The sequence below is a fragment of the Provencibacterium massiliense genome, assembly GCF_900169495.1.
Classification (GTDB): Bacteria; Bacillota; Clostridia; order Oscillospirales; family Ruminococcaceae; genus Harryflintia; species Harryflintia acetispora.
The window spans coordinates 53435-76987 of record NZ_FWCH01000010.1 but is presented as its reverse complement, the minus strand read 5'-3'; the positions used below and the strand labels follow the sequence as shown (position 1 = coordinate 76987).

Sequence of the window (23553 nt, the reverse complement as noted above, 5' to 3'; positions counted from 1 at the left end):
ATTTACAGGCTCTTCCCAATCTTTTTGACGGAGGGAACCTTTCCATGAACAAGAAACAAAAAAAGATGCTCTGCCGGATCGTCGCCAGCTTCCTGCTCCTAGGGCTAGCTCTGCTGGTCCCGGCCACGGGGTATCTGCGAATGGCGCTCTTCCTTCTCCCCTACGCCGTGATCGGCTGGGACGTGCTCTGGCGGGCGGTGCGCAACATCTCCCACGGGCAGGTATTCGATGAAAACTTCCTGATGGCGCTGGCCACCATCGGCGCCTTCTTCACCGGGGAATTCCCCGAGGGCGTGGCGGTCATGCTCTTCTACCAGGTGGGCGAGCTCTTCCAGAGCTATGCCGTCGGGCGCTCGCGCCAGTCCATCGCCTCGCTGATGGACATCCGGCCGGACTACGCCAACATCGAACAAGGCGGCAAGCTGGTGCAGGTGGACCCGGACGAGGTCGCGGTGGGCGATACCATCGTGATCAAGGCGGGCGAAAAGATCCCGCTGGACGGCGTGGTGCTCGAGGGCGCTTCGGCGGTGAACACCGCCGCGCTGACCGGCGAGAGCCTCCCGCGCGACGTGCAGCCGGGGGACGACGTGATCAGCGGCTGCGTCAACCAGAGCGGCCTGCTGCGCGTGCGGGTGACCAAGGCCTTCGGCGAATCCACTGTGCAGAAGATCCTGGACCTGGTGGAGAACTCCAGCAGCAAGAAGGCCAAGGCCGAAAACTTCATCACCCGCTTTGCGCGCTACTACACCCCGGCGGTGGTGATCGCGGCGGCCCTGCTCGCCGTGCTGCCTCCCCTGCTGCTCGGCGGGGCCTGGTCCGAGTGGATTCACCGGGCGCTGATCTTCCTCGTCATCTCCTGCCCCTGCGCGCTGGTCATCTCGGTGCCGCTGAGCTTCTTCGGCGGGATCGGCGGGGCCTCGAAATGCGGGATTCTGGTCAAGGGCGGCAACTACCTCGAGGTGCTCGCCGACACGGAAATCGTGGTCTTCGACAAGACCGGTACCCTGACCAAGGGGGTCTTTAACGTCACCGCCATCCATCCCGACCAGTTTTCCGAAGGGCGGCTCCTTGAGCTGGCCGCGCTCGCCGAGAGCTATTCCGACCACCCGATCTCCCGCTCGCTGAAGGAAGCCTACGGCGCCGAACTCGACGCCAAGCGGGTGCAGCAGGTCGAGGAGCTTTCGGGCCGCGGGGTGCGCGCGCAGGTGGACGGCACAGTCGTCTGCGCGGGCAACGACAAGCTGATGGAGGAGATCGGGGTCAAGTGGCACCCCTGCCACCACATCGGCACCACCGTGCATGTGGCGGTGGACGGCGCCTACGCCGGGCACATCGTGATCTCGGACGAGGTCAAGCCGGACGCCGCCGAGGCCGTCGCCGCGCTGAGGCGCCAGGGGGTGCGCCGCACCGTCATGCTCACCGGGGACGCCAAGGCCGTGGGCGAGGGGGTCGCCCGCCAGCTCGGGCTCGACGAGGTCTATGCCGAGCTGCTCCCCGCCGGGAAGGTGGAGAAGGTCGAGCAGCTGCTGCGGGAGAAGTCGCCCAAGGGCCGGCTGGCCTTCGTGGGCGACGGGATCAACGACGCGCCGGTGCTCTCCCGCGCCGACATCGGGATCGCCATGGGTGCGCTGGGGTCGGACGCCGCCATCGAGGCGGCGGACATCGTCCTGATGGACGACAATCCCGTAAAGATCGCCGCCGCCATGCAGATCAGCAAAAAAACGCTTGCGATCGTGCGCCAGAACATCGTCTTCGCGCTGGGGATCAAAGCGCTGGTGCTGCTGCTGGGCGCGCTGGGGATGGCCAATATGTGGGAGGCCGTCTTCGCCGACGTGGGCGTCTCGGTCATCGCCATCCTCAACGCCTCGCGGGCGCTGAAAACCAAGGGGATCATGGGGAAATGACGCACTTTGCCGGGAGGCCGGCTGAGTAAAAAGCAGGCTGTGGACCTTGGTCCGCAGCCTGCTTTCTTTAGCGGTGCGGGAACATGCTGCGGCCTCGGCAAAGAAACCCTGCCGAAGGCACAAAGGACGCCTTCGCAGCGTCAATCCGGGCAAGGTCGCGCCCTTTTTGCTGCCCGCGGCTTACTTTTTTTCGGTTGCGCAAAATTTTTTTCCGCTCACCCTTGACAGCCTGTTCTCCCCATGGTAATATAAGCACATAGTTAGCGATTGCTAACTCTAACACAATACAGGCCGTCTCAGAGCGGCCATTCTTTCACCCACGTAGTTAGCATTTGCTAGCTACAAAAAGGAGGAGCGGATGACACAGTCTCTGGAGAAGGCGCTCGCCTTCCACTGCGCGCCGGCGCTTTGCGGGCTCAAGCCTGCCAACCTGATCTGCTGCCCTCACGGGCAATATCGCGATCTGGAAAGACAGATTGAAGCTCTGGACGAGCAGCTGAATCCCGAGAGAATCCATCTGCGCCTCCTCTGCCGTTGCGAAAAACGCACTCTTCTGCTGGTCTACCGGCAGGACCTGCTCGAGCGCCACCTGGCGCAGGAGAAGGTGAGCGAATTTCTACGGCGCCGCGGCTACCCCGGCGGAGGGCTGAAGGATGTGCTGCACTGTTTTGAGCACAGGCTCGCTCAGGACGGGGATTTTCCCCACGAGGCCGGCGTGCTGCTGGGCTACCCGCTCGCGGATGTGGAAGGCTTTCTCAAAAATAAGGGGAAAAACTGCAAGCTCTGCGGCTATTGGAAGGTCTATTCCGACGAGGAGCAGGCCCGGAAGCTCTTCTCAAGTTTCACCCGCTGCCGTCATGCCCTCTGCGCGCAGATCGCGCAGGGAAAGACCCTGCGGCAGGTGCTTATCGCCGCATAATACCAAATGCATGCTACATAACGAAGTCAGGAGGCTGTTTTATGGAAAACATCGCGGTTATTTACTGGAGCCAGACCGGCAACACCGAAGCCATGGCCAACGCCATTGCGGAGGGGATCAACGCGGCCGGCGCGCAGGCTCAGCTTTTCACCGTTTCCGAAATCACGGCAGACAAGGCCGCCGAATATCAAAAGCTCGCTTTGGGCTGCCCCGCCATGGGGGCCGAGGTGCTCGAGGAAAGCGAGTTCGAGCCCTTTTTCACCGAGCTTGAGGGCAAGCTCTCCGGCAAGAAGGTGCTTCTCTTTGGTTCCTACGGCTGGGGCGACGGGGAGTGGATGCGCGACTGGCAGGACCGAACGGCCGCCGCGGGCGCCATCCTCTGCGGGGACGAGGGGCTGATGGCCCACGAAACCCCGGATGACGACGCGCTCGCCTCCTGCCGCAAGCTCGGCGGAGACTTCGTCTCTCTTTAATCTTTGGTTATCCGCAACCAAGCGCATAACGATACAGACGATGGGGGTTGCCATATCCCCCCTGTCCGCCCGCAGCCCCGCACAGGCTGCGGGCTTCCTCCTATCATACGTCCCTACCTAAAGGAATCGCCGGTCAATGACCGGCGATTCCTTTTATGTATCACTGTTCTCGATTCTTACTTGCCGAAGTAGCGGCCCAGCAGGCCCGCAAAACCGCAGCCGTGGCGGGCCTCGTCCTTGCACATCTCATGCACCGTGTCGTGGATCGCGTCGTACCCGAGCTCCTTGGCGCGGGTGGCGAGCTGCTTCTTGCCCTCGCAGGCGCCGTTCTCGGCGGCGACCCGCAGCTCGAGGTTCTTCTTGGTGTCGGCATTCACGACCTCGCCGAGCAGCTCGGCGAACTTGGCCGCATGCTCCGCCTCCTCGAAGGCGTATCTCTTGAAGGCTTCGGCGATCTCGGGATACCCCTCGCGGTCCGCCTGGCGGGACATGGCCAGGTACATGCCGACCTCGGTGCATTCGCCGGTAAAGTTCATACGCAGGCCCTCGACAACCTCGGCGTCCACGTCCTTGGCCACGCCGATCCTGTGCTCATCCGCATAGGAAAGCCCCGCCTGCTCCTTCTGCTCGGTGAACTTGGAAGCCGGAGCGCCGCACTGGGGGCACTTCTCGGGCGCAGCGTCGCCGGTGTATACGTAGCCGCAAACGGTACAGATAAACTTTTTCATGATATTTTCCTCCCTAAACTCTTTTTTGTTTGGTTTAATTATACTATAATGGTATATTTTTGTCAACCACGGAAAACAAAAAAATTGGATTTTTCCTTGCCAAGGGCGTATAAAACGCTTTTACGGACAGATAATACTAACAAAAGTGAGGTGAAATGAAAATGTCCAACAACAATAACAACAGCAACAACAGCAAGAACAAGAACAATTCCAATTTCTCCAATTCTCAGAACAACCAGCAGAATTCCCAGAACCGTTCCGAGAACAAGAACAGCAACGAGCAAAACAACAATTGCCCGAAGAGTTCCAAGTAAGCTGTTCGAAATGTGTTTATCCGTTAGGGAACCTATTCGTTAACCGCCTGAAATCAGAGAGAGGGCCGTCCAACCGGGCGGCCCTCTCTTTTTATTCCGATCAATCCTTTTTGATGTCCTTGAAGCCCTCGCCCAGGATCTCCCCCGCCTCGGAGACGATGATGAACGCCCTGGGGTCCACCTCGTAGGCGATGGTTTTGAGCCGGTGGAACTGCGAGCGGGCCACCGCGCACAGCGCGACCTCCTTGTCCTCGCCCGAATAGGCGCCGACACCCTTTAAAAGCGTCACGCCGCGCTCCATCTCCTCCATCACCTTCTCGGCGATCTCCCGGGTCTTGTCCGAGACGATCACCGCCATGGTGCCCTTGTCCATGCCGTAGATGATCCCGTCGATCACCTTGGAGCAGACGAACATACAGATCAGCCCATAGAGCCCCGACTCGATCGAGCCAAAGACCAGGATCGAGACGAGCAGCACCGTCACGTCGAAGAAGAGCATGGCCTGCCCGATGGGGATATGCGGCCAGCGCACCTGGATCAGCCTGCCGGCGATGTCGCTGCCGCCGGTGGTCGAGTCGCGCATAAAGACGATGGCCAGCCCCGCGCCGGTGATAACGCCGCCGAAGAGCGAGCCGAGCAGCTCGTCCCCCACATATTGCGGGAAGAAGGGCGCGACCACCACGTCGAGCATGAGCGAGCTGACGACCACCGACTTTAAGGTGCGCAGGGTGAAGCCCTTGCCGATGTATTTATAGGCCAGGATCATCAGCGGCACATTGACCACGAAGATCATGGTGCCGATCGGCAAATTAAACAGGTAATTGAACATGATCGCGATACCGGACGCGCCGCCCGGAGCAATGTTGCTGGGGGAGACGAAGCAGTGCGTCCCGATGGCGAATATCCCGCCGCCCACGATGTCATAAAGGAAGTCGAGCGCGAGCTCCTTCCCCGTTTCCTTCCTAATCTTCACCTTCACATACCTCCATTTTTTCTGCCTGCCGCCGGATCGTTTCCATCATCAGCCCGACCAGCTGCTGCAGGCGCTCATGCTCCCCGCACAGAAAAAGATACCCCAGCAGCGCCTCCACCGCGGTGGCCCGGCGGTAGTCGATCGCCGTGCTGCTCTTGGGCGGGCGCACCGAATTCGCGTTGCGCCCACGCTTCAAAATTGCCGTTTCTTCCTCGTTAAGTACTGCGCAGAGCGTTTCATAGCACATGCTCTGCGCCCCGGCGCGCACGTAGCGCACCGCCTCGGCGTGCAGCTCGCTCACCGGGCGGCTGCCGCCTTCGACCAGGCGCCGGCGCACCATCAGCTCATAGACCGCATCCCCCACGAAAGCCAGGTTGAGGGGGCTCAGCAGCTTCGGATTTTCTATTCCGACCGCCTCCAATCCTCAGCTGACGTAGTCGAACTCGAAGTCCAAGATGGAGACCGTGTCCCCGTCCTTGATCCCAAGCTCGATCAGCCTGTCGATGATCCCGCTGTCCCGCAGCACCCTCTGGAAGTACTGCAGCGACTCGTAGTCGTCCATGTTGACCGAACCGAGCACCTGGGAGAGCCAGGGCGCGTCCACAAAATAGACGCCGTCCTCGACTTTCACCTCGAAGCGGCGGCCCGAAAGGCTCCCGGGGTCCACCACCGGCGCCGGGTCGGGCTCGTACTGCTTGATCGGCGGCAGGGTCAGCAGCTCCTGCCAGACGGCGTTCATGAGCTCCTGGAGCCCTTTTCCGGTGGCCGCCGACACCTCGAAGCAGGCATACCCCTGCCCGGTGATGAATTGGCGGAATTCCTCCACCTGCTCCCCGGTGGCGATGTCGGTCTTGTTCATCGCCACGATCTGCCGAAGCTTTGAGAGCTCCTCGCTAAAGCCTTGGAGCTCCCGGTTGATCGCCTCGAAATCCTCCTTGGGGTCGCGCCCCTCCACACCCGAGACGTCCACCACATGCACGATCAGCCGGCAGCGCTCGATGTGGCGCAAGAACTCGTGCCCGAGCCCCACGCCCTCGGCCGCCCCCTCGATCAGCCCCGGGATGTCCGCCATCACGAAGGAGCTGCCCTCCCCGACGCGGACCACCCCCAGGATGGGGGACAGGGTGGTGAAGTGGTAGTTGGCGATCTTCGGCTTCGCCGAGCTGACCATGGACAGCAAGGTGGACTTCCCGACGTTCGGAAAGCCGCAAAGCCCCACGTCGGCCAGGAGCTTGAGCTCAAGGATCAGCTCAAACTCCTCCCCCGGCAGCCCGGGCTTCGCGAAGCGCGGGATCTGGCGGGTGGGGGTGGCGAAATGGCTGTTCCCCCATCCGCCCTTGCCGCCCTTTGCAATCACCTTGGGCTCGAAGTCGGACATGTCCGCCAGCAGCCGGCCGCTCTCGGCTTCCCGCACCAGGGTGCCCATCGGCACCTTGATGAGAAGGTCCTCCCCCTTTTTGCCGTAGCAGCGGCTGCCCGAGCCGTTCTGGCCGCTGGGGGCGATGTAGCGCTTTTTAAACTTGAAGTCCACTAGGGTGGACAGGTTGGTATCCACCTGGAAGATGACGTTGCCGCCACGTCCGCCGTCGCCGCCGTCCGGGCCGCCCGCCGCAACGTACTTTTCACGGTGGAAGGTCACCGCCCCGTTGCCGCCGTCGCCGGCCTTAACGCGGATTTTTGCAATATCTACAAACATTCTGTTCCCCGTTTCAAATTAAAATGATGTCCCCTCGTTGATTTGAGGGGCGCCCGTATTTTGAGAGGAAATCTCCTCCAGCAGGGCGTTCTTCATGCTCCACAGCTTGTGCGAGAGGTCCACATAATAGGTGTGCGGGTGCTCGAAGCGCTTGACCTCGTCCCAGAGGTGGTCCACCTGGTCGAGGCAGTAGCTGCGAATCTGCGAAAGCTCGGGCGAGCGGTAGACGAGCTCCCCTCCCCTAAAGATGGGGGTCAGCAGCTCGACGGCCTCGACGTTTTGCAGCGTCTTCTTCTTCCAGGTGGCGATCGGGTCGAAGATGGTGACCGGACGGGAGGCGTCCACCGCCTCATCGTGCAGCGTCACCAGGTCGGCCACCGCCAGGGTGGTCTCCTTGCTGAAGAAGCGGTAGACCATCTTGAAGCCGGGGGTGGTGATCTTCTCGATCGATTCGCTGATCTTGATCTTCGGGAGGTATTCCTCCCCCTTCCACACCGCCGCCAGCTTATACACCCCGCCGAACACCGGATCGGACTTGCTGGTGATCAGGTTTTCCCCCACCCCGAACAGGTCGATCCTCGCCCCCTGGATGAGCAGGTCGCGGATGATATACTCGTCCAGCGAGTTGGAGGCCACGATGTTGACGTAGTCGAAGCCCGCCTCATCGAGCATTTTTCTCGCCTTCTTGGAGAGGTAGGCGATGTCGCCGCTGTCGATGCGCACCCCCTTCGGACGGTAGCCCATCGGGAGCAGCACCTCGTTAAAGCATTTGATGGCGTTGGGGATCCCGCTCGAAAGCACATTATAAGTATCCACCAAAAGGGTACAATTATCAGGGTAGAGCTTCGCATACTCGGCGAAGGACTCATATTCGCTGCCAAACATCTGCACCCAGCTGTGCGCCATGGTTCCCACGGCGGGGATCCCATAGTCCCGGTCGGCGATGACGCAGGCGGTCGCGTCGCACCCGCCGATGTATGCGGCGCGCGCGCCGAGCACCGCGCCGTCGTAGCTCTGCGCACGGCGGGAGCCGAATTCGAAGACCGAGCGCCCCTGCGCGGCGCGCACCACGCGGTTGGCCTTGGTGGCCACCAGGGACTGGTGGTTGATGGTAAGCAGCACCATCGTCTCGACGAGTTGGGCCTGGATGACCGGTCCGCGCACCACCACCACCGGCTCGCTGGGGAAGATGGGGGTGCCCTCCTTCATCGCCCAGATGTCGCACTGGAATTTGAAGTGGAGCAGGTAGTCCAGAAACTCCTCGCAAAAGCAGTTCTTGGAACGCAGATAGCCGATGTCCTCCTCGGTAAAGGAGAGATTCGAGAGGTATTCGATGAGCTGCTCGAGCCCGGCGAAGATGGCGAAGCCTCCTCCGTCCGGAATCCTGCGGAAAAACATATCGAAGACCGCGACCGTATCCTTCATGCCGTTTTGCAGATATCCGTTGGACATGGTCAGCTCATAAAAATCGGTCAGCATGCTCAGGTTTCTGCCGAGCTTATCCTGGGGGCTCATTTTCACATCTCTCCTTTGGGTCCTTACGCGTATCCGGACAGGTATTGGCGATGACAGCCTAACTAGAGTTATTTTACCACCCTTTCCCTGTTTTGTACAGCCAATTTGCTTTTTCTCAGCACAAAGCGCGATTCTTGTATTGACATCGGTTACAAAGTTTGTTAAAATATAGTTCGTCGCAAAACGGGAGGACCCGGCTTGGGACAGGTGCGCGGGTGTAGTTCAATGGTAGAACTCCAGCCTTCCAAGCTGGCAGCGTGGGTTCGATTCCCATCACCCGCTCCACGGCCCACCGATCGGCGGGCTCTTATGCGCCAGTAGCTCAGCTGGATAGAGCAACTGCCTTCTAAGCAGTAGGCCGGGGGTTCGAGTCCCTCCTGGCGCGCCAAAAAATGATATATGGTGGGTATGGCACAGTTGGTTAGCGCGCCAGGTTGTGGCCCTGGAGGTCGTCGGTTCGAATCCGACTATCCACCCCATTTAAAAGTGAATCCCCAATTGCAGTATTCTGTACTTGGGGATTTTCTATATAAACATTGGGCTGTAGCCAAGCGGTAAGGCAAGGGACTTTGACTCCCTCATCCCGCTGGTTCGAATCCAGCCAGCCCAACCAAAAATAGTCGTTAAACCGGTTCGGTTTAACGACTATTTTTTCGTAGGGGGATGATCCCCCTCTTGACGTTGTCACGTCCCCTTAGGGGAAAGCGCCCCAAGCCGTTCGGCGGGGCGCTAACGGCACCCCCGGGCTAAAATATAAATTGACAAGACATATCCGGATATTCTAAACTTTAGAGCAGGATGTCGCGTACGCACAGAAATAAACTGAATTGTAAAGGGGGGCGGCCAGCATGTCCGTTTCACAGCAATATCTGCCGGACGTTCAGGAGATCCTCTCCCACCGCCATGACGGCGGGGCGGATTTCTGGACCACGCCGGACAAGCGTCTGATCAAGGGGGCGCCCTTCTCGGCGCTGGAAAGCGCCAGTTATCTGCTCGAGCTGGGGATGGACCCCGGCGACCCGCCGCTGCGGGAGGTGGCCGAACTGATCCTCGACGCATGGCAGCCGGACGGGCGCTTTAAGCTGTACCCCACCGGCGCCATCTACCCCTGCCAGACCGCCCACGCCGCCGCCACGCTCTGCCGGCTGGGCTATGCCGACGATCCGCGCCTGCACATAACCTTTCGTCACCTGCTGGACATTCAGCAGCCCGACGGAGGCTGGCGCTGCAACAAGTATAGTTACGGGCGCGGCCCGGAAACCGAGTATTCCAACCCCTTCCCGACCCTTGTGGCGCTCGACGCCTTCCGCCAGAGCGAAACGTTTCGCGCCGAGCCGGCGCTCGAACGCGCTGTCGGGTTCCTGCTCTGGCACTGGACTTATCGCAAGCCCGCCGGGCCCTGCCACTACGGGATCGGTTCCCTCTTCCTGCAAGTCGAGTACCCCTTTCGGGGATATAACCTCTTCTACTATCTCTATGTACTCTCCTTCTACGCGTGCGCTTGCAGCGACCCGCGGTTTTTGGAAGCGCTCCGGGTGCTCGACGGGAAGCTGTCGGATGGGCAGATAATCGTCGAGCGGGTGGTGCCAAAGCTCGGACGGCTCTCCTTCTGCCGCAAGGGCCGGCCCAGCGGGCCCGCCACCAACCGCTATCGGGAAATCCTCCGAAATATGCAGAGCCGTGCCTCCCTGTGAGCGGCCCCCGAAAATTCTCACATTTTCCGGGAAGGTACAGCCAAAATCTGTCATTGCCCCCGCCGCTGTGGTATAATAGTCGCAAAGCGACTATTATACAGATCTCACTGGCCCGCCCACGGCGATGGCCGATTATACCATTCGCGCTTTGCGCTCATGGTATAATAGTCGCAGAGCGACTATTATACAGATCTCACTGGCCCGCCCACGGCGATGGCCAATTATACCATTCGCGCTTTGCGCTCATGGTATAACAGTCGCAGAGCGACTATTATACAGATCTCACTGGCCCGCCCACGGCGATGGCCAATTATACCATTCGCGCTTTGCGCTCATGGTATAATAGTCGCAAAGCGACTATTATACAGATCTCACTGGCCCGCCCACGGCGATGGCCGATTATACCATTCGCGCTTTGCGCTCATGGTATAACAGTCGCAGAGCGACTATTATACAGATCTCACTGGCCCGCCCATGGCGATGGCCGATTATACCATTCGCGCTTTGCGCTCATGGTATAATGGCGGTAGAAAAGCAATGATACGGACTTTTATGGCCGCTATTTTCATCCGGGAGGTGCATGGACGGTGAAAGCGAAACGCAGGCGCAGCGAACCGCATATTCTTGCGGCCGTTTTCCTCTCCCTCTGCCTGGGCGCCGCCTTCTTCTTCGCCTCGCGGGAGATCACGGCCCTTGCGACCGATTCCTGCTTTCGTATGCTGCGCCAAGCAACCTTGCAGTTCGGGCAGGAGCTCAAGAGCAACGTCTCCGGCAGCCGCCAGCTGCTGAAGCTGACCGCGCGGCAGTTCGCCGAGCTTGATGGGCTCGATTCCGAGCCGGCCCTGCGCCTGCTCTCCTCCTTCGAGGGGGGCTCCCTTATCTCCCGTCTGGAAATCCTGCTGCCGGGCGACCAAATCCTAAGCATGGACGGCAGCCTTACCGACGCCTCGGACGCCCTCTCCTACGAGCGGGAGAAGGCGCTGGGCGAACATATCTCCGGCCGGCAAAACGAGCTTGACGGCAGCGGGATGATCCTGCGCAGCTATGCCCCGATCGTCAAAGACGGGGAAACGCAGGCGCTGCTCTGCGCCGTGATCGACCTCGAAACGCTGCCCCATTTTTACAGCGACAACCTGTCGCAGGAGGGCTCGAGGCTGTGCGTCATCGAGGGGAAAAGCGGCAATTTCCTGGTGGACACGGTACACGACTACCTGGGGAATATCCATGGCCTCCGCTCGCGCAAGATCAAGGAGGGCTACAGCCTGGAGCAGGTGATCCGCGACATGGACGAGGGGAAATCCGGCCAGACGGCCTTCTTTTCGAATACCGCGGGGGAATATCTCTACTGCGCCTATGAGCCGGCCGGGATCAACGACTGGATGCTCATGTTCTCCCTGCCCGAGAGCGTCGCCCTGGCCGACGCCCAAAAAATCCGCCGCATGCTCATGCTGCTGGCCGGGCTCGAGGCGCTCTTTTTGGTGTTCTATTTTGTCTGGCTGCTCCTGCGCACCCGGCGCGAAACCCGCGAAAAGGATGCCCAGCTGGACCGGGTGCAGTATATGTTGCAGATCGAAAACGTCCTCTTCAACGCCGCGCGCGACCCCGGCTTGTTCGAGGAAGCGCTGCACAAGGTCGCCGGCATGCTGCAGGCGCAGGGCGCCTTTTTCCTCCTCTACGGCAGCCACGAGGGCAGGCATGCCTACGTCTGGACGGGCGGGGACGACGCCCCCAACGGGTTCTGGGAAAACCTTTCGGCCAAGCGTTTCCCCCGCCTGAGCGCGATGCTTACCCGGCAGGGCAGTCTCGTGTGCTACGACTTCTCATCCCTGGCTGAGGAAAGCCCCCGGGAATATGAGCTGCTTCAGGGTGCCGGGGTGGAGAGCCTTATGCTCGTCAGCGTCAGGAACCCGGACAGCGTGCACGCGGGCGTGCTGGGCGCTTATAACCTCGGCCGCCGCTTTTCCTCGGCCGAGCTGCTGCAGAGCGTCGTGCTCAGCTTTTCGATGGCGCTGTACAATATGGAATCCTTCCTCACCATCAAGGAGATGGGCATGATGGACCACCTGACCGGACTGCTCAACCGCAACAGCTTCCAAAAGGCGATGGAGGAGTACGAAAAGGGCGGGAACCTCTCCCTTTGCTGCGTCTATCTCGACGCGGACGGGCTGCACGAGATCAACAACCAGTTCGGCCACATCGCGGGCGACAGGATGCTGCAATCGGTCGCCGAGGCGCTCAAGGAATGCTTCGGTGAGGAGAACACCTACCGGATCGGCGGGGACGAATTCGCCGCCTTCTGCCTCGGCGAGGACGAGGAGCAGGTCGGCCGGCGCATACAGGCGCTCGAGCGGGCCATCGCGGACTGCGGCTACCACGTCTCATTGGGGGTCGAACGGCGCGAGCGGGCGCCGCTGGTCTTCGAGATGGTGAAGCGCGCCGAGGAAAAGATGTACGAGGCCAAGCGGCTATATTACCAGAACCGGGACGGCGAACAGCAGGCGCGGGAGATGAACCGCCAGCTCGAGGATCTGCTGCAGGAGAAGCGGGATTTGGATGTGTTCCGCTCGGCGCTCGCCTCCAAGTACATCGGGGTGTACATCGTCGACCTGCGCATGGACTCCCTGCGCACGATCTATATCCCCGCCTACTTCCAGCGGGCCGTGCAGGCCGCAGGCGGGAAGTTCAGCGCCGCGCTCCAGAGCTACGCCGAAAAGAGCGTCGATGCCATGGACCGCAAGGCCCTGCTGGCGCTGCTGGACTACCAGGCGCTGGAGAAGCGCCTGGGACGCGGCGAGGAGCCCCAGCTGCTCTACCGAAAGAAAGACGGCGAGTGCATCTTCCTGCATATCTTCCCTTCCCCCGACTACTCCCCCCAATGCAGGGAATGTATCTGGACCTTTGAGAAGACGAAGTGGAACGAACAATAGCCCTCACAGAATGGAGGTTCATATGAAAAAAACCTATACGCTCGAATGCTGCGTGGATTCGGTGGAGTCCGCGCTGGCGGCATACCAGGGCGGCGCCACCCGCCTGGAGCTGTGCAGCAGCCTGATCACCGGCGGGCTCTCTCCCAGCCTCGCCCTGTTCCATGAGATCCGCAGGCAGTGCGGGATACGCATCCATGTGCTGCTGCGCCCCCGCTTCGGGGATTTCCTCTACACCGGGGAGGAGCTTCGGGTGCTGCGCGAGGAGGCGCGCCTCTTTCGCGAGGCCGGGGCCGAGGGGCTCGTGATCGGCTGCCTGACCCCCGGCGGAGAGCTGGACCTTCCCCAAATGCGGGCGCTGATGGAGGAGGCCGGCGGGATGTCCGTCACCCTGCACCGGGCCTTCGACATGTGCCGCGATCCCTTTTTGGCGCTGGAGCAGGCCCGGTCCCTCGGGATCGGCGCCATCCTGACCTCGGGCCAGCAAAACAGCTGCACCGCGGGCAAAGAGCTGCTCTGCCGCCTGGCCGAAGCCGCGGGCGAAAACGGGCCGGACATCCTGGTCGGGGGCGGGGTGAACGCCGGAGTGATCTCCGATTTTCTGCGGGACACGCCCCTGCGCAGCTTTCATATGTCCGGCAAACGGGTGCTAAAGAGCGGCATGACCTACCGCAACCCCAATGTGAGCATGGGGGTCGCCTCCCTGGACGAATACCAGCTCTGGCGCACCGACCCGGCGGCGGTGGCCGCCGCCGTCCAGGTCCTCGAAGAAAACCTGTCCGTGCAATGAAGACAAGTATGCCATATTTGTTTTGGCAAATATGTACAAGATATTAACAAAATCACTGTTGCATGTTCCAATTGATTTTGGTTTTTTCCGCTGTTATACTAGTTATAGATTCAGCGACTGGTGTGTTTTTCCAGTAAAACGCACAAAAAACGAAGCATTCATTCGCTTCGTTTCGGCTTCAATCTATAAATTTGGGTTGCTGGATCGGCATGAAAATACCGTTGTTAAACGTATAATTTAATACGAATGGGTTGTTACTGGTAATGCAGGCAAGACCAAATTTCGTCAGCCGCGGGGTGCGGTAGGCGGGGTTTGGTCTTTTTTATTGCCAAGCACAGTGGGGCAATAAAAAAGCCGGGACCAAGTTTTTATTTCCAGAGGCAGCCGGGAAGGATGATGGGAGAAATGTTCGGGAAACTAAAGGATATGTTCGGTTTTGGCGAGAGCGGGCTTGTCATCCAGGCCCCTCTGGAAGGGGAAGCGGTCCCGATCAGTGAGGTCAGCGATCCCACCTTTTCGCAGGAGATTCTCGGCAAGGGCGTCGCCATCCGGCCGGGAAAGGGCCGGATCGTCGCCCCCGCCGACGGGACGATCGAGACCATGTTCGACACCGGCCACGCCGTGAGCCTGACCAGCGCCGACGGGGTCGAAATTCTCATTCATGTGGGACTTGACACCGTGGGGCTCAAGGGGCAGTTCTACACCGCCCACGTCAAAAACGGACAGAGGGTGCAAAAAGGCGAGCTGCTCATCGAGTTCGACATCGCGGGGATCACCGGCGCCGGATACGACGTCATCACTCCGGTGGTCATCTGCAATTCGGACGCCTACGCCGGGTTCGAGCCGCTCACCGGCGCCCACGTCGGGGAGCTGGACGATCTGATCCGGCTGAAGAAATAATCCCTAAAAGGAGGAGACGGCGCATGAAGAGCTTTACCTACACCATCCGCGACGAGCTCGGAATCCACGCGAGGCCGGCGGGGCTGCTGTGCAAGGAGGCCAAGAAATACTCCTGCACGGTCCGCGTCGCGGCCGGCGGCAAGGAGGCGGACGCCACCCGGATCATGGCCCTGATGGGGCTCTGCGTAAAACAGGGCGACACCGTGAGCGTGACCTGCGAGGGCGGGGACGAGGAAACGGCCGCCAAGGATTTGGAGGCCTTCTTCCAGGGCAACCTGTAGAGGTTGGAATCCCGTAAGGCAAACGGGTTCTGATAAAGCGCTCCCCCGGGCCCTTTGAGGGGTGGACGGGCGCGGGGCGGGCCAAAAACAAAGAGCGCGGCCAACGAAGCCGCGCAAACAATGAGGAGGGTATGCACTTATGATGAAGTACCTGCAAAAATTAGGCAAGTCCCTGATGCTGCCGGTGGCAGTGCTGCCGATCGCCGGTATCCTTTCCGGTCTCGGCTACCTGCTCTGCCCGGCGTCCATGCAGGGCGGAGAGATCACCGGGGCGATCCCGCTGATCGGTTATTTCATGGTCCAGGCGGCGCTCGCCATCATTGACGGCCCGGTCATTGCGCTGCTGTTCGCCGTCGGCGTCGGGATCGGTATGTCGGACGACCACGACGGTACCGCGGCGCTGGCCGGCTTGGTTTCCTGGCTGATGATCACCAAGCTGCTGAGCACCGGAGTGGTCACCACCCTGATCCCGAGTGTCGCCGAGGACGCCTCCAAGACGATCGCGTTCAACAGCATTCAGAACGCCTTCATCGGTATCCTGGCCGGTATCATCGGTTCGACCTGCTACAACAAGTTTAAAAACACCAAGCTGCCGGACTTCCTGGCGTTCTTCAGCGGTAAGCGCTGCGTCGCCATCGTCACGGCGGTCGTCTCGATCGTCGCCGCAGCGATCCTGCTGTTCGTATGGCCCATCATCTTCGGCGGCCTGGTCGCCCTGGGCAACGGCATCCTCAGCATGGGCGCCATCGGCGCTGGTATCTACGCGTTCCTCAACCGTTTGCTGATCCCGGTCGGCCTGCACCACGCGCTCAACAACGTGTTCTGGTTCCCGACCATCGGTATCGGTGATCTGACCCACTTCTGGGCGGGCGAAACCTCGGCTCAGGTGGGCTGGGACCTCGGTATGTACATGTCCGGCTTCTTCCCGTGCATGATGTTCGGTATCCCGGGCGCCGCGCTCGCGATGATCCATACCGCCAAGACCAACAAACGCAAGGTCGCCGTCGGTATCGTCGCTTCCGCCGCCCTGTGCGCCTTCATCTGCGGCGTCACCGAGCCGTTTGAGTTCGCGTTCATGTTCTTGGCGCCCCTGCTCTACGTCGCTTACGCGCTGCTGTACGGCATCTTCACCTTTATCACCGTTCTGGTCGGCTTCCGCGCGGGCTTCTCGTTCTCCGCCGGCGCCACCGACCTGCTCTTCTCCGCCAGCCTGCCGGCAGCGGCCAACACCTGGATGATCATCCCGCTCGGCATTGCGGCGTTCGCGGTGTTCTACCTGGTCTTCCGCTTTGCCATCACCAAGTTCGACCTCAAGACCCCCGGCCGTGAGGACGACGACGAGGACGAGACCAAGGTGGTCCTTTCCAACAATGACTTCACCGAGGTCGCCCGGGTTATCCTCGAAGGCCTCGGCGGGGCCGGAAACGTCACCAGCGTGGACAACTGCATCACCCGCCTGCGCCTGGAGATCAAGGATTACACCCAGGTCAACGAAAAGCTGATCAAGTCCGCTGGCGTCGCCGGCGTCATGCGCCCGAGCAAGACCAGCGTACAGGTCATCGTCGGCACCCAGGTCCAGCATGTGGCCGACGAATTCAAGAAGCTGATGAAATAACAGCTCCTGTCCGCCCTATCACGCGAATAAGCGCCCATCTCCCAGGAGATGGGCGCTTTTCTTATGGTTCGTTCGGCTTGCGGGTCACCCGCGCGATATGCACGGTGAGATAGAGCAGCTCCTCCCCGCTCAGGCGGTAGCCGTACTTATCGAGCACGAAGGCCGCCACCTTCTGCGCGCAGAGGTAGGCCGCGCGGTGCTTGAAGCGCACCACCTCGAGCAGGTCCTCGTCGTCGTCCTCGTAGTGCTGGTTGTTGCGCAGGCGCTGGGCGAAGAACTTCAAATGGGTGATGAACCGGTAATAGTCCAGCGACTCCAGGTCGAACTCGATCCCAAAATAGCTTTTGACGATCCCGCAGACCTCCTGCATGAGGTAGGTGATATCGTAGACGTTGGCCATCTGCTCGCCGAGCTGGGCGTTGACGAAGTGCAGCGCGATAAAGGCGGCCTCGTCCTCGGGGAACTCGACCCCGGTCTCCTCCTTGACCACCTCGTTGGCCTTGAGGCCGATTTCGTACTCGTCCCGGTAGAAGCGCCGGATGTCCCAGAGCAGCGGGTTTTTGAGCACGATCCCCTCCTCCTGGCGCTGGATGGCCATCGAGATATGGTCGGGCAGGGTGACGTAGATGCTGTCGTTGAGCTTCTTTCCCAGCTTGATCTTGGCATAGTTGATGATCCGCTCGCTGAGCAGCACATGGGACATCGGGATATTGGAAAGCAGCTGCTGGAAGCGGTCGAGCACGCCCTGGTCCGAGATGGTGAACACCTTCTCGATCAGCCCTTCGTCGATCACATCCCCCGGCTTCCCCTTGAAGGCGAGGCCGCGGCCCATGACCACGCTCTCCCTTCCCCGTTCGTCCCGGGTGACCGCCACGTTGTTATTCAAAACCTTTTCGATCTTCATCGAATCCCTCCGCTGTCCTCAAGGTGGGCACGGTCAACAGGCAAATTTTCCCTGTCTCTAGTATAAGCGGTTTTGGCCAATCTGTCCAGCGGGCAAATACGTAAATTTGCCGCGACCGCAATCGTTAGTTAAAACTAACAGATTGTTTCGCCCGTTCCTGTCCCATACTGACAGTGAGAATACGTCAAAGGAGGTTTTCCCCATGCTGGACAACAGAGTGTCCGGGCTGCTCAACGCCCAGGTCAACCAGGAATTTTATTCCGCCTATCTCTACCTCGATTTCGCCAGCTACTTCACCGACAAGGGTCTGGACGGTTTCGCCAACTGGTACCAGGTCCAGGCCCAGGAGGAACGCGATCATGCCATGCTCTTCTACCAGTACCTGCACAACAACAACTTTCGCGTGGTACTCGAGGCCATCGCGAAGCCGGACCAGGCGCCGCAGGCCCCGATGGACCCGCTCAAAGCGGGGCTGGCGCACGAGGAGTACGTCACCGGGCTGATCCACGCCATCTACGCCGCCGCGCAGGAGGCCAAGGATTTCCGCACCATGCAGTTTCTCGACTGGTTCATCAAGGAGCAGGGCGAGGAGGAGAAGAGCGCCCACGATCTGATCACCAAGATGGAGCTCTTCGGCGGCGAGGCAAAGGGGCTCTATCTGCTCGACAGCGAGCTGGCCGCGCGTGTCTACGCCCCGCCCACCCTGGTGCTCTGAGCGAGAGCCGCATGGCAGGGTCAGGTCCCGCTTCTCAGCTTGGTAATCACCATGGTGAGGGCGCCCTCGGTGGCCCTCACGGGGCTGTTGAAGGTCAGGTTGAAAATGGTCTGCGCCGGGACCTCGATGATCAGCGACACCGCGCCGTTGGCGCTGGAACGCCCGGTGCCGGTGCCGGTCATGAAATAGATGCCGTATTCGATGTGGGAAGCGCCGTTATAATACGGCGTCACCTGGATAAACCCCGGAGCGTCCAGTAGGGTCGACACCTCATAGGAAATAGCGTACACCCCCGGCGCGAGCGACACGCGGCTGGGGTCGGCCATCGTGATGTTCCCGGCCGGGTCCGCCACCGCCATCCGCATTGGGATCAGCGTGGCATCGGCGAACGACGCGCCAAAATTGATGAAGGATGCGTAGGAGTCGCCCGGGACGGTCCCGGTGGCCCCGGTCGGTCCGGTGGGACCGGTAACTCCGGTCGCCCCCGTGGGCCCGGTCGCGCCGATAAATCCCCGCGCTCCGGTCACGCCAGCGGGACCGGCCGGACCTGTCGGACCGGTGGCGCCCCTCAGCCCGGTCGCTCCGGTGGGGCCGGTGGCCCCGGTCGCCCCAGTGGGGCCCGTCGCGCCGGTCGTTCCCATCATTCCGGTGGCGCCCGCCGCTCCGGCCGGGCCAGTGGCGCCCCTCGGCCCGGGAGCGCCGTTTGCGCCGGGGGAACCAGGTGGGCCCGGAGGGCCCATCGGCCCGGTGGCTCCAGTCTCGTTTGCCGGGCTGCCATTGTCGGACGGCGGGCAGCAGCAGTACCGCCAGCACCCGTTATAAAAGGGAAATTCCCGATTCATAAATAGTCTCCTTTTCGTGGATTGGATTGCCCCACTCTATCCTATTCCACCATCCCCCAATGGGGGACTGTCTGTCAGGTCAACTTGACAAGACAGGTTGTATCTGTTATCCTGTTTGTAAGGTTAACACGACAAATCGGAGGGACTTCCATGAAAAACCGTATCCTTCAGCTGCGGGAGGCTCGGGGGCTCACCCAGGAGCAGTTGGGCGAGCTGGCAGGCGCTTCCCGCCAGGCCATCAACGCCATCGAAACCGAAAAATTCGAGCCCTCGATCTGGCTGGCGCACGACCTTGCACAGGTGTTCGGCCTCCGGATCGAGGAGGTTTTCCTCTTCGAAGAGAGCGTGCGGCGCTCCCGGGTGGACAAAAGCAAGGGGGTAAGCCAGTGGCGCTGCGAGAATTGAGGCTGTTTGACGACCGGGCGCTGCACCTCCCCTGCCGTCCGGTGGAGGCCGTGGACGACAGGGTGCGCGCTCTGCTGCGCGACATGGCCGAGACGATGTACCACACCCAAAACGGCGCGGGACTGGCCGCCTGCCAGATTGGGGTCCTGCGGCGGCTGGTGGTGATCGATCTGGGAGAGGGCCTCTTGCAGCTGGTCAATCCCCGCCTGGTCGGCGCGAGCGGGGAACAGCTCTGCCTGGAAGGGTGCCTCAGCTTCCCCGGGCACTGGGCGAGCACCATGCGCCCGTTTTGGGTGAGCGTGCAGGCGCTGGACGAATGGGGGAACGAGCTGCTGCTTGAGGGGGAAGGGGAGCTTGCCAAGTGCTTCTGCCATGAGCTGGACCATCTCGACGGGATATCCCTCCCCGACCGCGCGCTGGAATGGATCGAGCTGTAAAAAAATATCTCTCCGAGCTATTTTTTACGATTCTTACGACCGGCCTACGGCCATGGCCGTTTTATTTTGTGGCCGACCTGCAAAAAAACGCCCTTGCGGTAATGGGCGGTGTTCGTAAGACAGTTAACAGCCACAGCAGTGCAAACTGCTGTGGCTGTTCTTGTAGTTTGTCCGGCCATATGATAATGTGGAACCGAACAGATCTTTAAATTCTAAATTGTCAAACTGAAAATTTTTTTATGAAATATTCGTAATCACAGCAATTTCTTTTCTAGGCAGACGGCGTCCGTTTCATTTTTATAAGGAGGATAATTTTCACAGGGCAAATAGCCTACTCTTTTATAGAAATCAATCGCATGAGGATTACCTTCCCGGCACTCTAGGATAAGCCGTCTGTAGCCACAATCCAGCGCCAGTGTTTCAACTGCGGCCATTAACTCCGCTCCATATCCCCGACGATTCTTCTTTGCAAAAACTCGTTTGACTTCTCCAGTGGTATCATCAAATTTACGAATCCCCGCACAGCAAACGGGCATACCTTCATCATAGCCTATCACAAAAAAAGACTTGTCATGATTGAAATCGTCCAGACAAACATGTTTTGTTCCATTATGGCCAAGAATACCCATCAAGGCCACATTCAATTCATACAAAAGCATCTGTGCGTCTGCCGATTGAACATCCGTTTTTTCAAAACGCATTCTCTGGTGCTCCTTTTCGCCGCATTCTACCGTCAAATTCAGATTTAACTATCTAATCCTCAAAAACCATTGATTTTTCAAGGCTTCACGCCTGTTTTTCATTCAAACCTTATCTGTTTGCCCTTGTTTTTGCCCTTACGAGCCGAAACAAGGGCAACTTTTTATTCCCCGCCGACCACCTTATCCAGCAGCCTTGCGGAAGTGCGCTTCGCTTCCCTTGTAGAGTGAGCGTAGATGTTCATTGTGGTACTGACATCGGAGTGTCCGAGAAGTTCCTGCACATCTTTCGGCTTTGCGCCGCCGGAAAGCAGATTGCTTGTGTAGGTGTGACGGAGCGTGTGGAAATGGAAATCTTCAAGCCCTTTCACTTTCTTCTTTGCCGCCCTGCACATAATCCCTACCGTACTCGGCGCTTCATACGCCCCGTCTGCTCTCAGGCAGACAAAGGAGATTTCCTTGTAATCCTCCGGGACTTCCTCTGTCCTTTGCAGGCTGTAAACCTCATAATAGGTGCGCCCTTTTTCCTTTACTTCTTTGTAGTAGTTCAGGTGATAAAACTCCCCGTAGCGGAAACGGTTTTTGCGCTGTTCTGTTCTCGCCGCCCGCAGGATTGCCGCCAGCGTGTCGCAGAAATCAACGGTGCGGACTTTGCTCCGTTTTGTCGTTCCCACTTCGGTTGTGTGCCTTGTTCCGTTATAGCGCATGCTTCGGCGTACCGTGAGATATTGTTCCTCAAGGTTAATATCCTGCCAAGTCAAGCCGCATACTTCCCCGATACGAAGCCCCGTGTAGTACGCTATCTGCACAGGCAGCAAGGCGGGATTATCTTTTGCCTTGAGAAATTCCTCCAGCTTTTGGAACTGTTCATGGGTGATAGTAGGAATACTGGAAGTATCTTCCTCACTGTCCGAGAAAATATCCGTTTCCTGCTTCCTGCCCCTCAGCTTCACATACTGCATAGGGTTAAAGGTAATCAGTTTTTTCGGGAAAACCGCAAAGCGGAAGGAATTTTGCAACACCGCCGAGAACAGGAGCATATATCCTTTGCTCATGGGCTTTGAAGTTGTCCCGTCCGGGTTTGTCCCACCGTAGCTCAGAAAATCAATGAACGCCTGCAAATGGTCGGCGGTCACGGTTTTCAGCTTGCGTTTGCCAATGGGATATTGCTTGATACGGTTGACCGTTCCCTGATAGGACATGACCGTCCCGTTGCTTAAGTTGCCGGGTTTCAGTTCTTCCTCTACCCACATATCCAGCATATCGCCTACCGTGATGTTTTCCGCTTTCCCGACAAACTGCTTTTCCTCATAGTCCGCTATCGCTTTGCGGAGCATGGCTTCTGTTTCCGCCTTGCTCTCTGTGCCTGCAAACTCTTTCTGCACTTTTCTGCCGCTTTCATCTTCAATATAAAAGCGTCCGTACCACTTTTTGCCTTTCTTTCTTACAGAACCTTTTGCCATAGATAAAAAACTCCTTTCTATCCGTGGCAATCGGGACTGTGACATATGGTGTGCGTAAAGTAATTGTGTCACTTCCGCCAGTGAAAGTCAACTGGCGTCTTTACTTGTCAAGGTGCCACGGAATTTTCTTTTTCGGAAAGCCTTTCTTCGGCTTCCTCCACTATCCCGAAAAGTGCGCCCATCGACATTCTTGTGCGCCCCTCATCGTGGATATGTAAAATCCCGTCTAAAAACCGTTTCATATCCTCAATCGGTACTTCCATCTTCTTGCGGTATACCTGTTCCATGATTGCCCCGGACTCTATGGCGTACCGTCCAAGAGACTCTTTCAGCCCTTTGTCCTCCGCCACACGGTCAACTTCCTCCATAGCATCAGCAAAGTAGCAGGTCATAACCGTATACAGGTCAACCATCTTGCCGAGAAATGTCGTGAGAAGCTGCTGGTGCGGCTCGCCCTTTACTGTATAGGAAACTGTGTCCAGATATTTCCTGATGTGTTCCTCAATATCCCGCTGGCAAAGAGTATAGGTGTCATATTCCTTATCATCGGAAAGACCTGTCAGCCATTCGGGAGTTGTGAGCAACGCTTCCGCAAGACCGTTGATAACCATTGTGCGCTTCGGATCAACTCCGTCCGCTTCATACCGCTGAATGGTGGATTTGTTCACGCCTACACGCCTGCCAAGTTCCGGCATGGTAATGTTTAACTCTGTGCGGCGTTCCTTAATCCTCCTACCGACCTGTTTTGCGGTGAATGTGGTTTCTTTTTTCAAGGTGTTCACCTCCTGACTGGTATCAGTATAACACGCCGATACTTATTTTGCAACCTTTATCTCAATGAAAGTTGTAAATAAACTATGAATGGTTGCAAAATAGGTTGACAAGAGATGGCAGAATAAGTATAATGATAAAACAGTAGTTGCAAAATGAGTATTCTAAAAGGAGGTTGATAGAATGAGCGCAGTCAAAATGGGACTTACCATAGAGGAAGCCGCAGAATGTACGGGTATCGGCAGGAACACCATGCGGAAGCTGGTGGAATGGGGAAAGCTGCCCGTCCTCAAAGTGGGGCGCAAGACCATTATCCGCAGGGACACGCTGGAACGGTTTCTGACGGTCAATCAGGGAAGAAATCTTCTGAAGCCCGATGATGTCCGCAGAGTGGAATGACCATCCATTCTCTTTTCGGAAAGTAACCCTAAGCCCTCGGCGTTTGAGAGCGAAATACACCCCTCGCACAAATCTTCGATTTGTACTCCGGGTATTTCGCCCTTGCAGGGGGCTTCCGTATCAACCGCCTGCGGCGTATGATACGGGGCTGTCACCGCTGCCGCAGCGACAGCCACAACCGTAAACGGTTGCA

Annotated in this window: 24 protein-coding genes and 4 tRNA genes; 18 read left to right on the top strand and 10 right to left on the bottom strand. The window is 58.9% G+C overall.

The features are described 5' to 3' along the window. The first annotated feature begins 44 nt into the window (after nt 1-44). The 3 genes from B5477_RS02910 to B5477_RS02900 all read left to right on the top strand — a co-directional run bounded on the left by B5477_RS02910 (nt 45) and on the right by B5477_RS02900 (nt 3296). On the top strand, nt 45-1904 hold the full coding sequence (locus B5477_RS02910; protein WP_079698308.1) for a heavy metal translocating P-type ATPase: 1860 nt from the start codon (nt 45-47) through the stop codon (nt 1902-1904). A gap of 358 nt (nt 1905-2262) precedes the next feature. Then, nucleotides 2263-2823, top strand: a complete 561-nt coding sequence (locus tag B5477_RS02905; RefSeq protein ID WP_079698307.1) for a DUF3793 family protein — start codon at nt 2263-2265, stop codon at nt 2821-2823. Between the two features lie 41 nt (nt 2824-2864). Further along, nucleotides 2865-3296 (top strand): flavodoxin, encoded by a 432-nt coding sequence (locus B5477_RS02900; protein WP_079698306.1) that lies wholly within the window; start codon nt 2865-2867, stop codon nt 3294-3296. A 176-nt stretch (nt 3297-3472) separates the two neighbouring features. On the opposite strand, the gene B5477_RS02895 is transcribed toward B5477_RS02900, so the two are convergent. Next, the gene (locus tag B5477_RS02895) at nt 3473-4024 is read right to left on the bottom strand and encodes an NADH peroxidase (protein ID WP_079698305.1); all 552 of its coding nucleotides are present in this window, start codon (nt 4022-4024) and stop codon (nt 3473-3475) included. A gap of 161 nt (nt 4025-4185) precedes the next feature. On the opposite strand from B5477_RS02895, the gene B5477_RS15185 reads away from it, so the two are divergent. Continuing rightward, nucleotides 4186-4338, top strand: coding sequence for a hypothetical protein (locus B5477_RS15185; protein WP_165873126.1), 153 nt, complete (start codon nt 4186-4188; stop codon nt 4336-4338). Between the two features lie 100 nt (nt 4339-4438). Here B5477_RS15185 and B5477_RS02890 read toward each other — a convergent pair whose 3' ends face one another. Genes B5477_RS02890 through B5477_RS02875 form a run of 4 tightly spaced genes read right to left on the bottom strand, consistent with a single transcriptional unit; the run spans nt 4439 to nt 8522 of the window. Continuing rightward, on the bottom strand, nt 4439-5311 hold the full coding sequence (locus B5477_RS02890) for a YitT family protein (RefSeq protein WP_242942104.1): 873 nt from the start codon (nt 5309-5311) through the stop codon (nt 4439-4441). Continuing rightward, on the bottom strand, nt 5301-5732 hold the full coding sequence (locus B5477_RS02885; RefSeq protein WP_242942103.1) for a Mini-ribonuclease 3: 432 nt from the start codon (nt 5730-5732) through the stop codon (nt 5301-5303). Before B5477_RS02885 ends, B5477_RS02890 begins: the two co-directional genes overlap by 11 nt. A gap of 3 nt (nt 5733-5735) precedes the next feature. Continuing rightward, nucleotides 5736-7007 (bottom strand): GTPase ObgE, encoded by a 1272-nt coding sequence (obgE, locus tag B5477_RS02880; RefSeq protein ID WP_079698304.1) that lies wholly within the window; start codon nt 7005-7007, stop codon nt 5736-5738. Nucleotides 7008-7025: 18 nt separating this feature from the next. Beyond that, on the bottom strand, nt 7026-8522 hold the full coding sequence (locus B5477_RS02875; RefSeq protein WP_079698303.1) for a nicotinate phosphoribosyltransferase: 1497 nt from the start codon (nt 8520-8522) through the stop codon (nt 7026-7028). A gap of 211 nt (nt 8523-8733) precedes the next feature. Between B5477_RS02875 and B5477_RS02870 the strand changes: the two genes are divergently transcribed. The 10 genes from B5477_RS02870 to B5477_RS02825 all read left to right on the top strand — a co-directional run bounded on the left by B5477_RS02870 (nt 8734) and on the right by B5477_RS02825 (nt 16726). Further along, a tRNA-Gly gene (locus tag B5477_RS02870) sits at nt 8734-8807 on the top strand. Nucleotides 8808-8833: 26 nt separating this feature from the next. Next, a tRNA-Arg gene (locus tag B5477_RS02865) sits at nt 8834-8910 on the top strand. 14 nt (nt 8911-8924) lie between these two features. Further along, nucleotides 8925-9001 (top strand) — tRNA-His (locus B5477_RS02860). A gap of 58 nt (nt 9002-9059) precedes the next feature. Then, nucleotides 9060-9135: transfer RNA gene (locus B5477_RS02855), tRNA-Gln, on the top strand. 235 nt (nt 9136-9370) lie between these two features. Then, nucleotides 9371-10216 (top strand): prenyltransferase/squalene oxidase repeat-containing protein, encoded by an 846-nt coding sequence (locus tag B5477_RS02850; protein WP_079698302.1) that lies wholly within the window; start codon nt 9371-9373, stop codon nt 10214-10216. A gap of 587 nt (nt 10217-10803) precedes the next feature. Then, nucleotides 10804-13143 carry a sensor domain-containing diguanylate cyclase gene (locus B5477_RS02845; protein WP_079698301.1) on the top strand — a complete coding sequence of 780 codons (2340 nt, stop codon included), beginning with the start codon at nt 10804-10806 and terminating at the stop codon, nt 13141-13143. A 22-nt stretch (nt 13144-13165) separates the two neighbouring features. Beyond that, complete coding sequence (locus B5477_RS02840) at nt 13166-13930, top strand: copper homeostasis protein CutC (RefSeq protein WP_079698300.1); 765 nt, start codon at nt 13166-13168, stop codon at nt 13928-13930. A gap of 405 nt (nt 13931-14335) precedes the next feature. Next, nucleotides 14336-14830: a PTS sugar transporter subunit IIA gene (locus B5477_RS02835; protein WP_079698299.1), complete on the top strand. Its 495-nt coding sequence runs from the start codon at nt 14336-14338 to the stop codon at nt 14828-14830. A 23-nt stretch (nt 14831-14853) separates the two neighbouring features. After that, entirely contained in the window at nt 14854-15111 is a 258-nt protein-coding gene (locus B5477_RS02830) for an HPr family phosphocarrier protein (protein ID WP_079698298.1), read from the top strand. Nucleotides 15112-15250: 139 nt separating this feature from the next. Then, nucleotides 15251-16726 carry a PTS transporter subunit EIIC gene (locus tag B5477_RS02825; protein ID WP_079698297.1) on the top strand — a complete coding sequence of 492 codons (1476 nt, stop codon included), beginning with the start codon at nt 15251-15253 and terminating at the stop codon, nt 16724-16726. A gap of 61 nt (nt 16727-16787) precedes the next feature. On the opposite strand, the gene licT is transcribed toward B5477_RS02825, so the two are convergent. Beyond that, the gene (gene licT / locus B5477_RS02820) at nt 16788-17630 is read right to left on the bottom strand and encodes a BglG family transcription antiterminator LicT (protein ID WP_079698296.1); all 843 of its coding nucleotides are present in this window, start codon (nt 17628-17630) and stop codon (nt 16788-16790) included. A gap of 202 nt (nt 17631-17832) precedes the next feature. On the opposite strand from licT, the gene B5477_RS02815 reads away from it, so the two are divergent. Beyond that, entirely contained in the window at nt 17833-18345 is a 513-nt protein-coding gene (locus B5477_RS02815) for a ferritin (RefSeq protein ID WP_079698295.1), read from the top strand. Nucleotides 18346-18365: 20 nt separating this feature from the next. On the opposite strand, the gene B5477_RS02810 is transcribed toward B5477_RS02815, so the two are convergent. After that, complete coding sequence (locus B5477_RS02810) at nt 18366-19187, bottom strand: collagen-like protein (RefSeq protein ID WP_079698294.1); 822 nt, start codon at nt 19185-19187, stop codon at nt 18366-18368. A 150-nt stretch (nt 19188-19337) separates the two neighbouring features. On the opposite strand from B5477_RS02810, the gene B5477_RS02805 reads away from it, so the two are divergent. Together B5477_RS02805 and def are read left to right on the top strand one after the other, a co-directional pair. Further along, nucleotides 19338-19592, top strand: coding sequence for a helix-turn-helix transcriptional regulator (locus tag B5477_RS02805; RefSeq protein WP_079698293.1), 255 nt, complete (start codon nt 19338-19340; stop codon nt 19590-19592). After that, nucleotides 19574-20029, top strand: a complete 456-nt coding sequence (gene def, locus B5477_RS02800; RefSeq protein WP_079698292.1) for a peptide deformylase — start codon at nt 19574-19576, stop codon at nt 20027-20029. Before B5477_RS02805 ends, def begins: the two co-directional genes overlap by 19 nt. A gap of 254 nt (nt 20030-20283) precedes the next feature. Here the strand turns inward: def and B5477_RS02795 are convergent, their stop codons facing one another. The 3 genes from B5477_RS02795 to B5477_RS02785 all read right to left on the bottom strand — a co-directional run bounded on the left by B5477_RS02795 (nt 20284) and on the right by B5477_RS02785 (nt 22972). Continuing rightward, nucleotides 20284-20730, bottom strand: a complete 447-nt coding sequence (locus B5477_RS02795; protein ID WP_079698291.1) for a GNAT family N-acetyltransferase — start codon at nt 20728-20730, stop codon at nt 20284-20286. 161 nt (nt 20731-20891) lie between these two features. Next, the gene (locus B5477_RS02790; protein WP_002586625.1) at nt 20892-22190 is read right to left on the bottom strand and encodes a tyrosine-type recombinase/integrase; all 1299 of its coding nucleotides are present in this window, start codon (nt 22188-22190) and stop codon (nt 20892-20894) included. Between the two features lie 107 nt (nt 22191-22297). Next, nucleotides 22298-22972, bottom strand: a complete 675-nt coding sequence (locus B5477_RS02785; RefSeq protein ID WP_225363674.1) for a helix-turn-helix domain-containing protein — start codon at nt 22970-22972, stop codon at nt 22298-22300. A gap of 172 nt (nt 22973-23144) precedes the next feature. Here B5477_RS02785 and B5477_RS02780 point away from each other — a divergent pair, with 172 nt between their 5' ends. Then, nucleotides 23145-23360, top strand: a complete 216-nt coding sequence (locus B5477_RS02780) for a helix-turn-helix domain-containing protein (protein ID WP_002586623.1) — start codon at nt 23145-23147, stop codon at nt 23358-23360. Nucleotides 23361-23553: the final 193 nt, after the last annotated feature.

Coding starts and splice junctions, on each gene's coding strand:
- licT (WP_079698296.1), bottom strand. CDS start 17,630: ATGAAGATCGAAAAGGTTTTGAATAACAACGTGGCGGTCACCCGGGAC.
- B5477_RS02790 (WP_002586625.1), bottom strand. CDS start 22,190: ATGGCAAAAGGTTCTGTAAGAAAGAAAGGCAAAAAGTGGTACGGACGC.
- B5477_RS02910 (WP_079698308.1), top strand. CDS start 45: ATGAACAAGAAACAAAAAAAGATGCTCTGCCGGATCGTCGCCAGCTTC.
- B5477_RS02835 (WP_079698299.1), top strand. CDS start 14,336: ATGTTCGGGAAACTAAAGGATATGTTCGGTTTTGGCGAGAGCGGGCTT.
- obgE (WP_079698304.1), bottom strand. CDS start 7,007: ATGTTTGTAGATATTGCAAAAATCCGCGTTAAGGCCGGCGACGGCGGC.
- B5477_RS02875 (WP_079698303.1), bottom strand. CDS start 8,522: ATGAGCCCCCAGGATAAGCTCGGCAGAAACCTGAGCATGCTGACCGAT.
- B5477_RS02825 (WP_079698297.1), top strand. CDS start 15,251: ATGATGAAGTACCTGCAAAAATTAGGCAAGTCCCTGATGCTGCCGGTG.
- B5477_RS02805 (WP_079698293.1), top strand. CDS start 19,338: ATGAAAAACCGTATCCTTCAGCTGCGGGAGGCTCGGGGGCTCACCCAG.
- B5477_RS15185 (WP_165873126.1), top strand. CDS start 4,186: ATGTCCAACAACAATAACAACAGCAACAACAGCAAGAACAAGAACAAT.
- B5477_RS02815 (WP_079698295.1), top strand. CDS start 17,833: ATGCTGGACAACAGAGTGTCCGGGCTGCTCAACGCCCAGGTCAACCAG.
- B5477_RS02840 (WP_079698300.1), top strand. CDS start 13,166: ATGAAAAAAACCTATACGCTCGAATGCTGCGTGGATTCGGTGGAGTCC.
- B5477_RS02905 (WP_079698307.1), top strand. CDS start 2,263: ATGACACAGTCTCTGGAGAAGGCGCTCGCCTTCCACTGCGCGCCGGCG.
- B5477_RS02895 (WP_079698305.1), bottom strand. CDS start 4,024: ATGAAAAAGTTTATCTGTACCGTTTGCGGCTACGTATACACCGGCGAC.
- B5477_RS02780 (WP_002586623.1), top strand. CDS start 23,145: ATGAGCGCAGTCAAAATGGGACTTACCATAGAGGAAGCCGCAGAATGT.
- B5477_RS02830 (WP_079698298.1), top strand. CDS start 14,854: ATGAAGAGCTTTACCTACACCATCCGCGACGAGCTCGGAATCCACGCG.
- B5477_RS02900 (WP_079698306.1), top strand. CDS start 2,865: ATGGAAAACATCGCGGTTATTTACTGGAGCCAGACCGGCAACACCGAA.
- B5477_RS02810 (WP_079698294.1), bottom strand. CDS start 19,187: ATGAATCGGGAATTTCCCTTTTATAACGGGTGCTGGCGGTACTGCTGC.
- B5477_RS02850 (WP_079698302.1), top strand. CDS start 9,371: ATGTCCGTTTCACAGCAATATCTGCCGGACGTTCAGGAGATCCTCTCC.
- B5477_RS02795 (WP_079698291.1), bottom strand. CDS start 20,730: ATGCGTTTTGAAAAAACGGATGTTCAATCGGCAGACGCACAGATGCTT.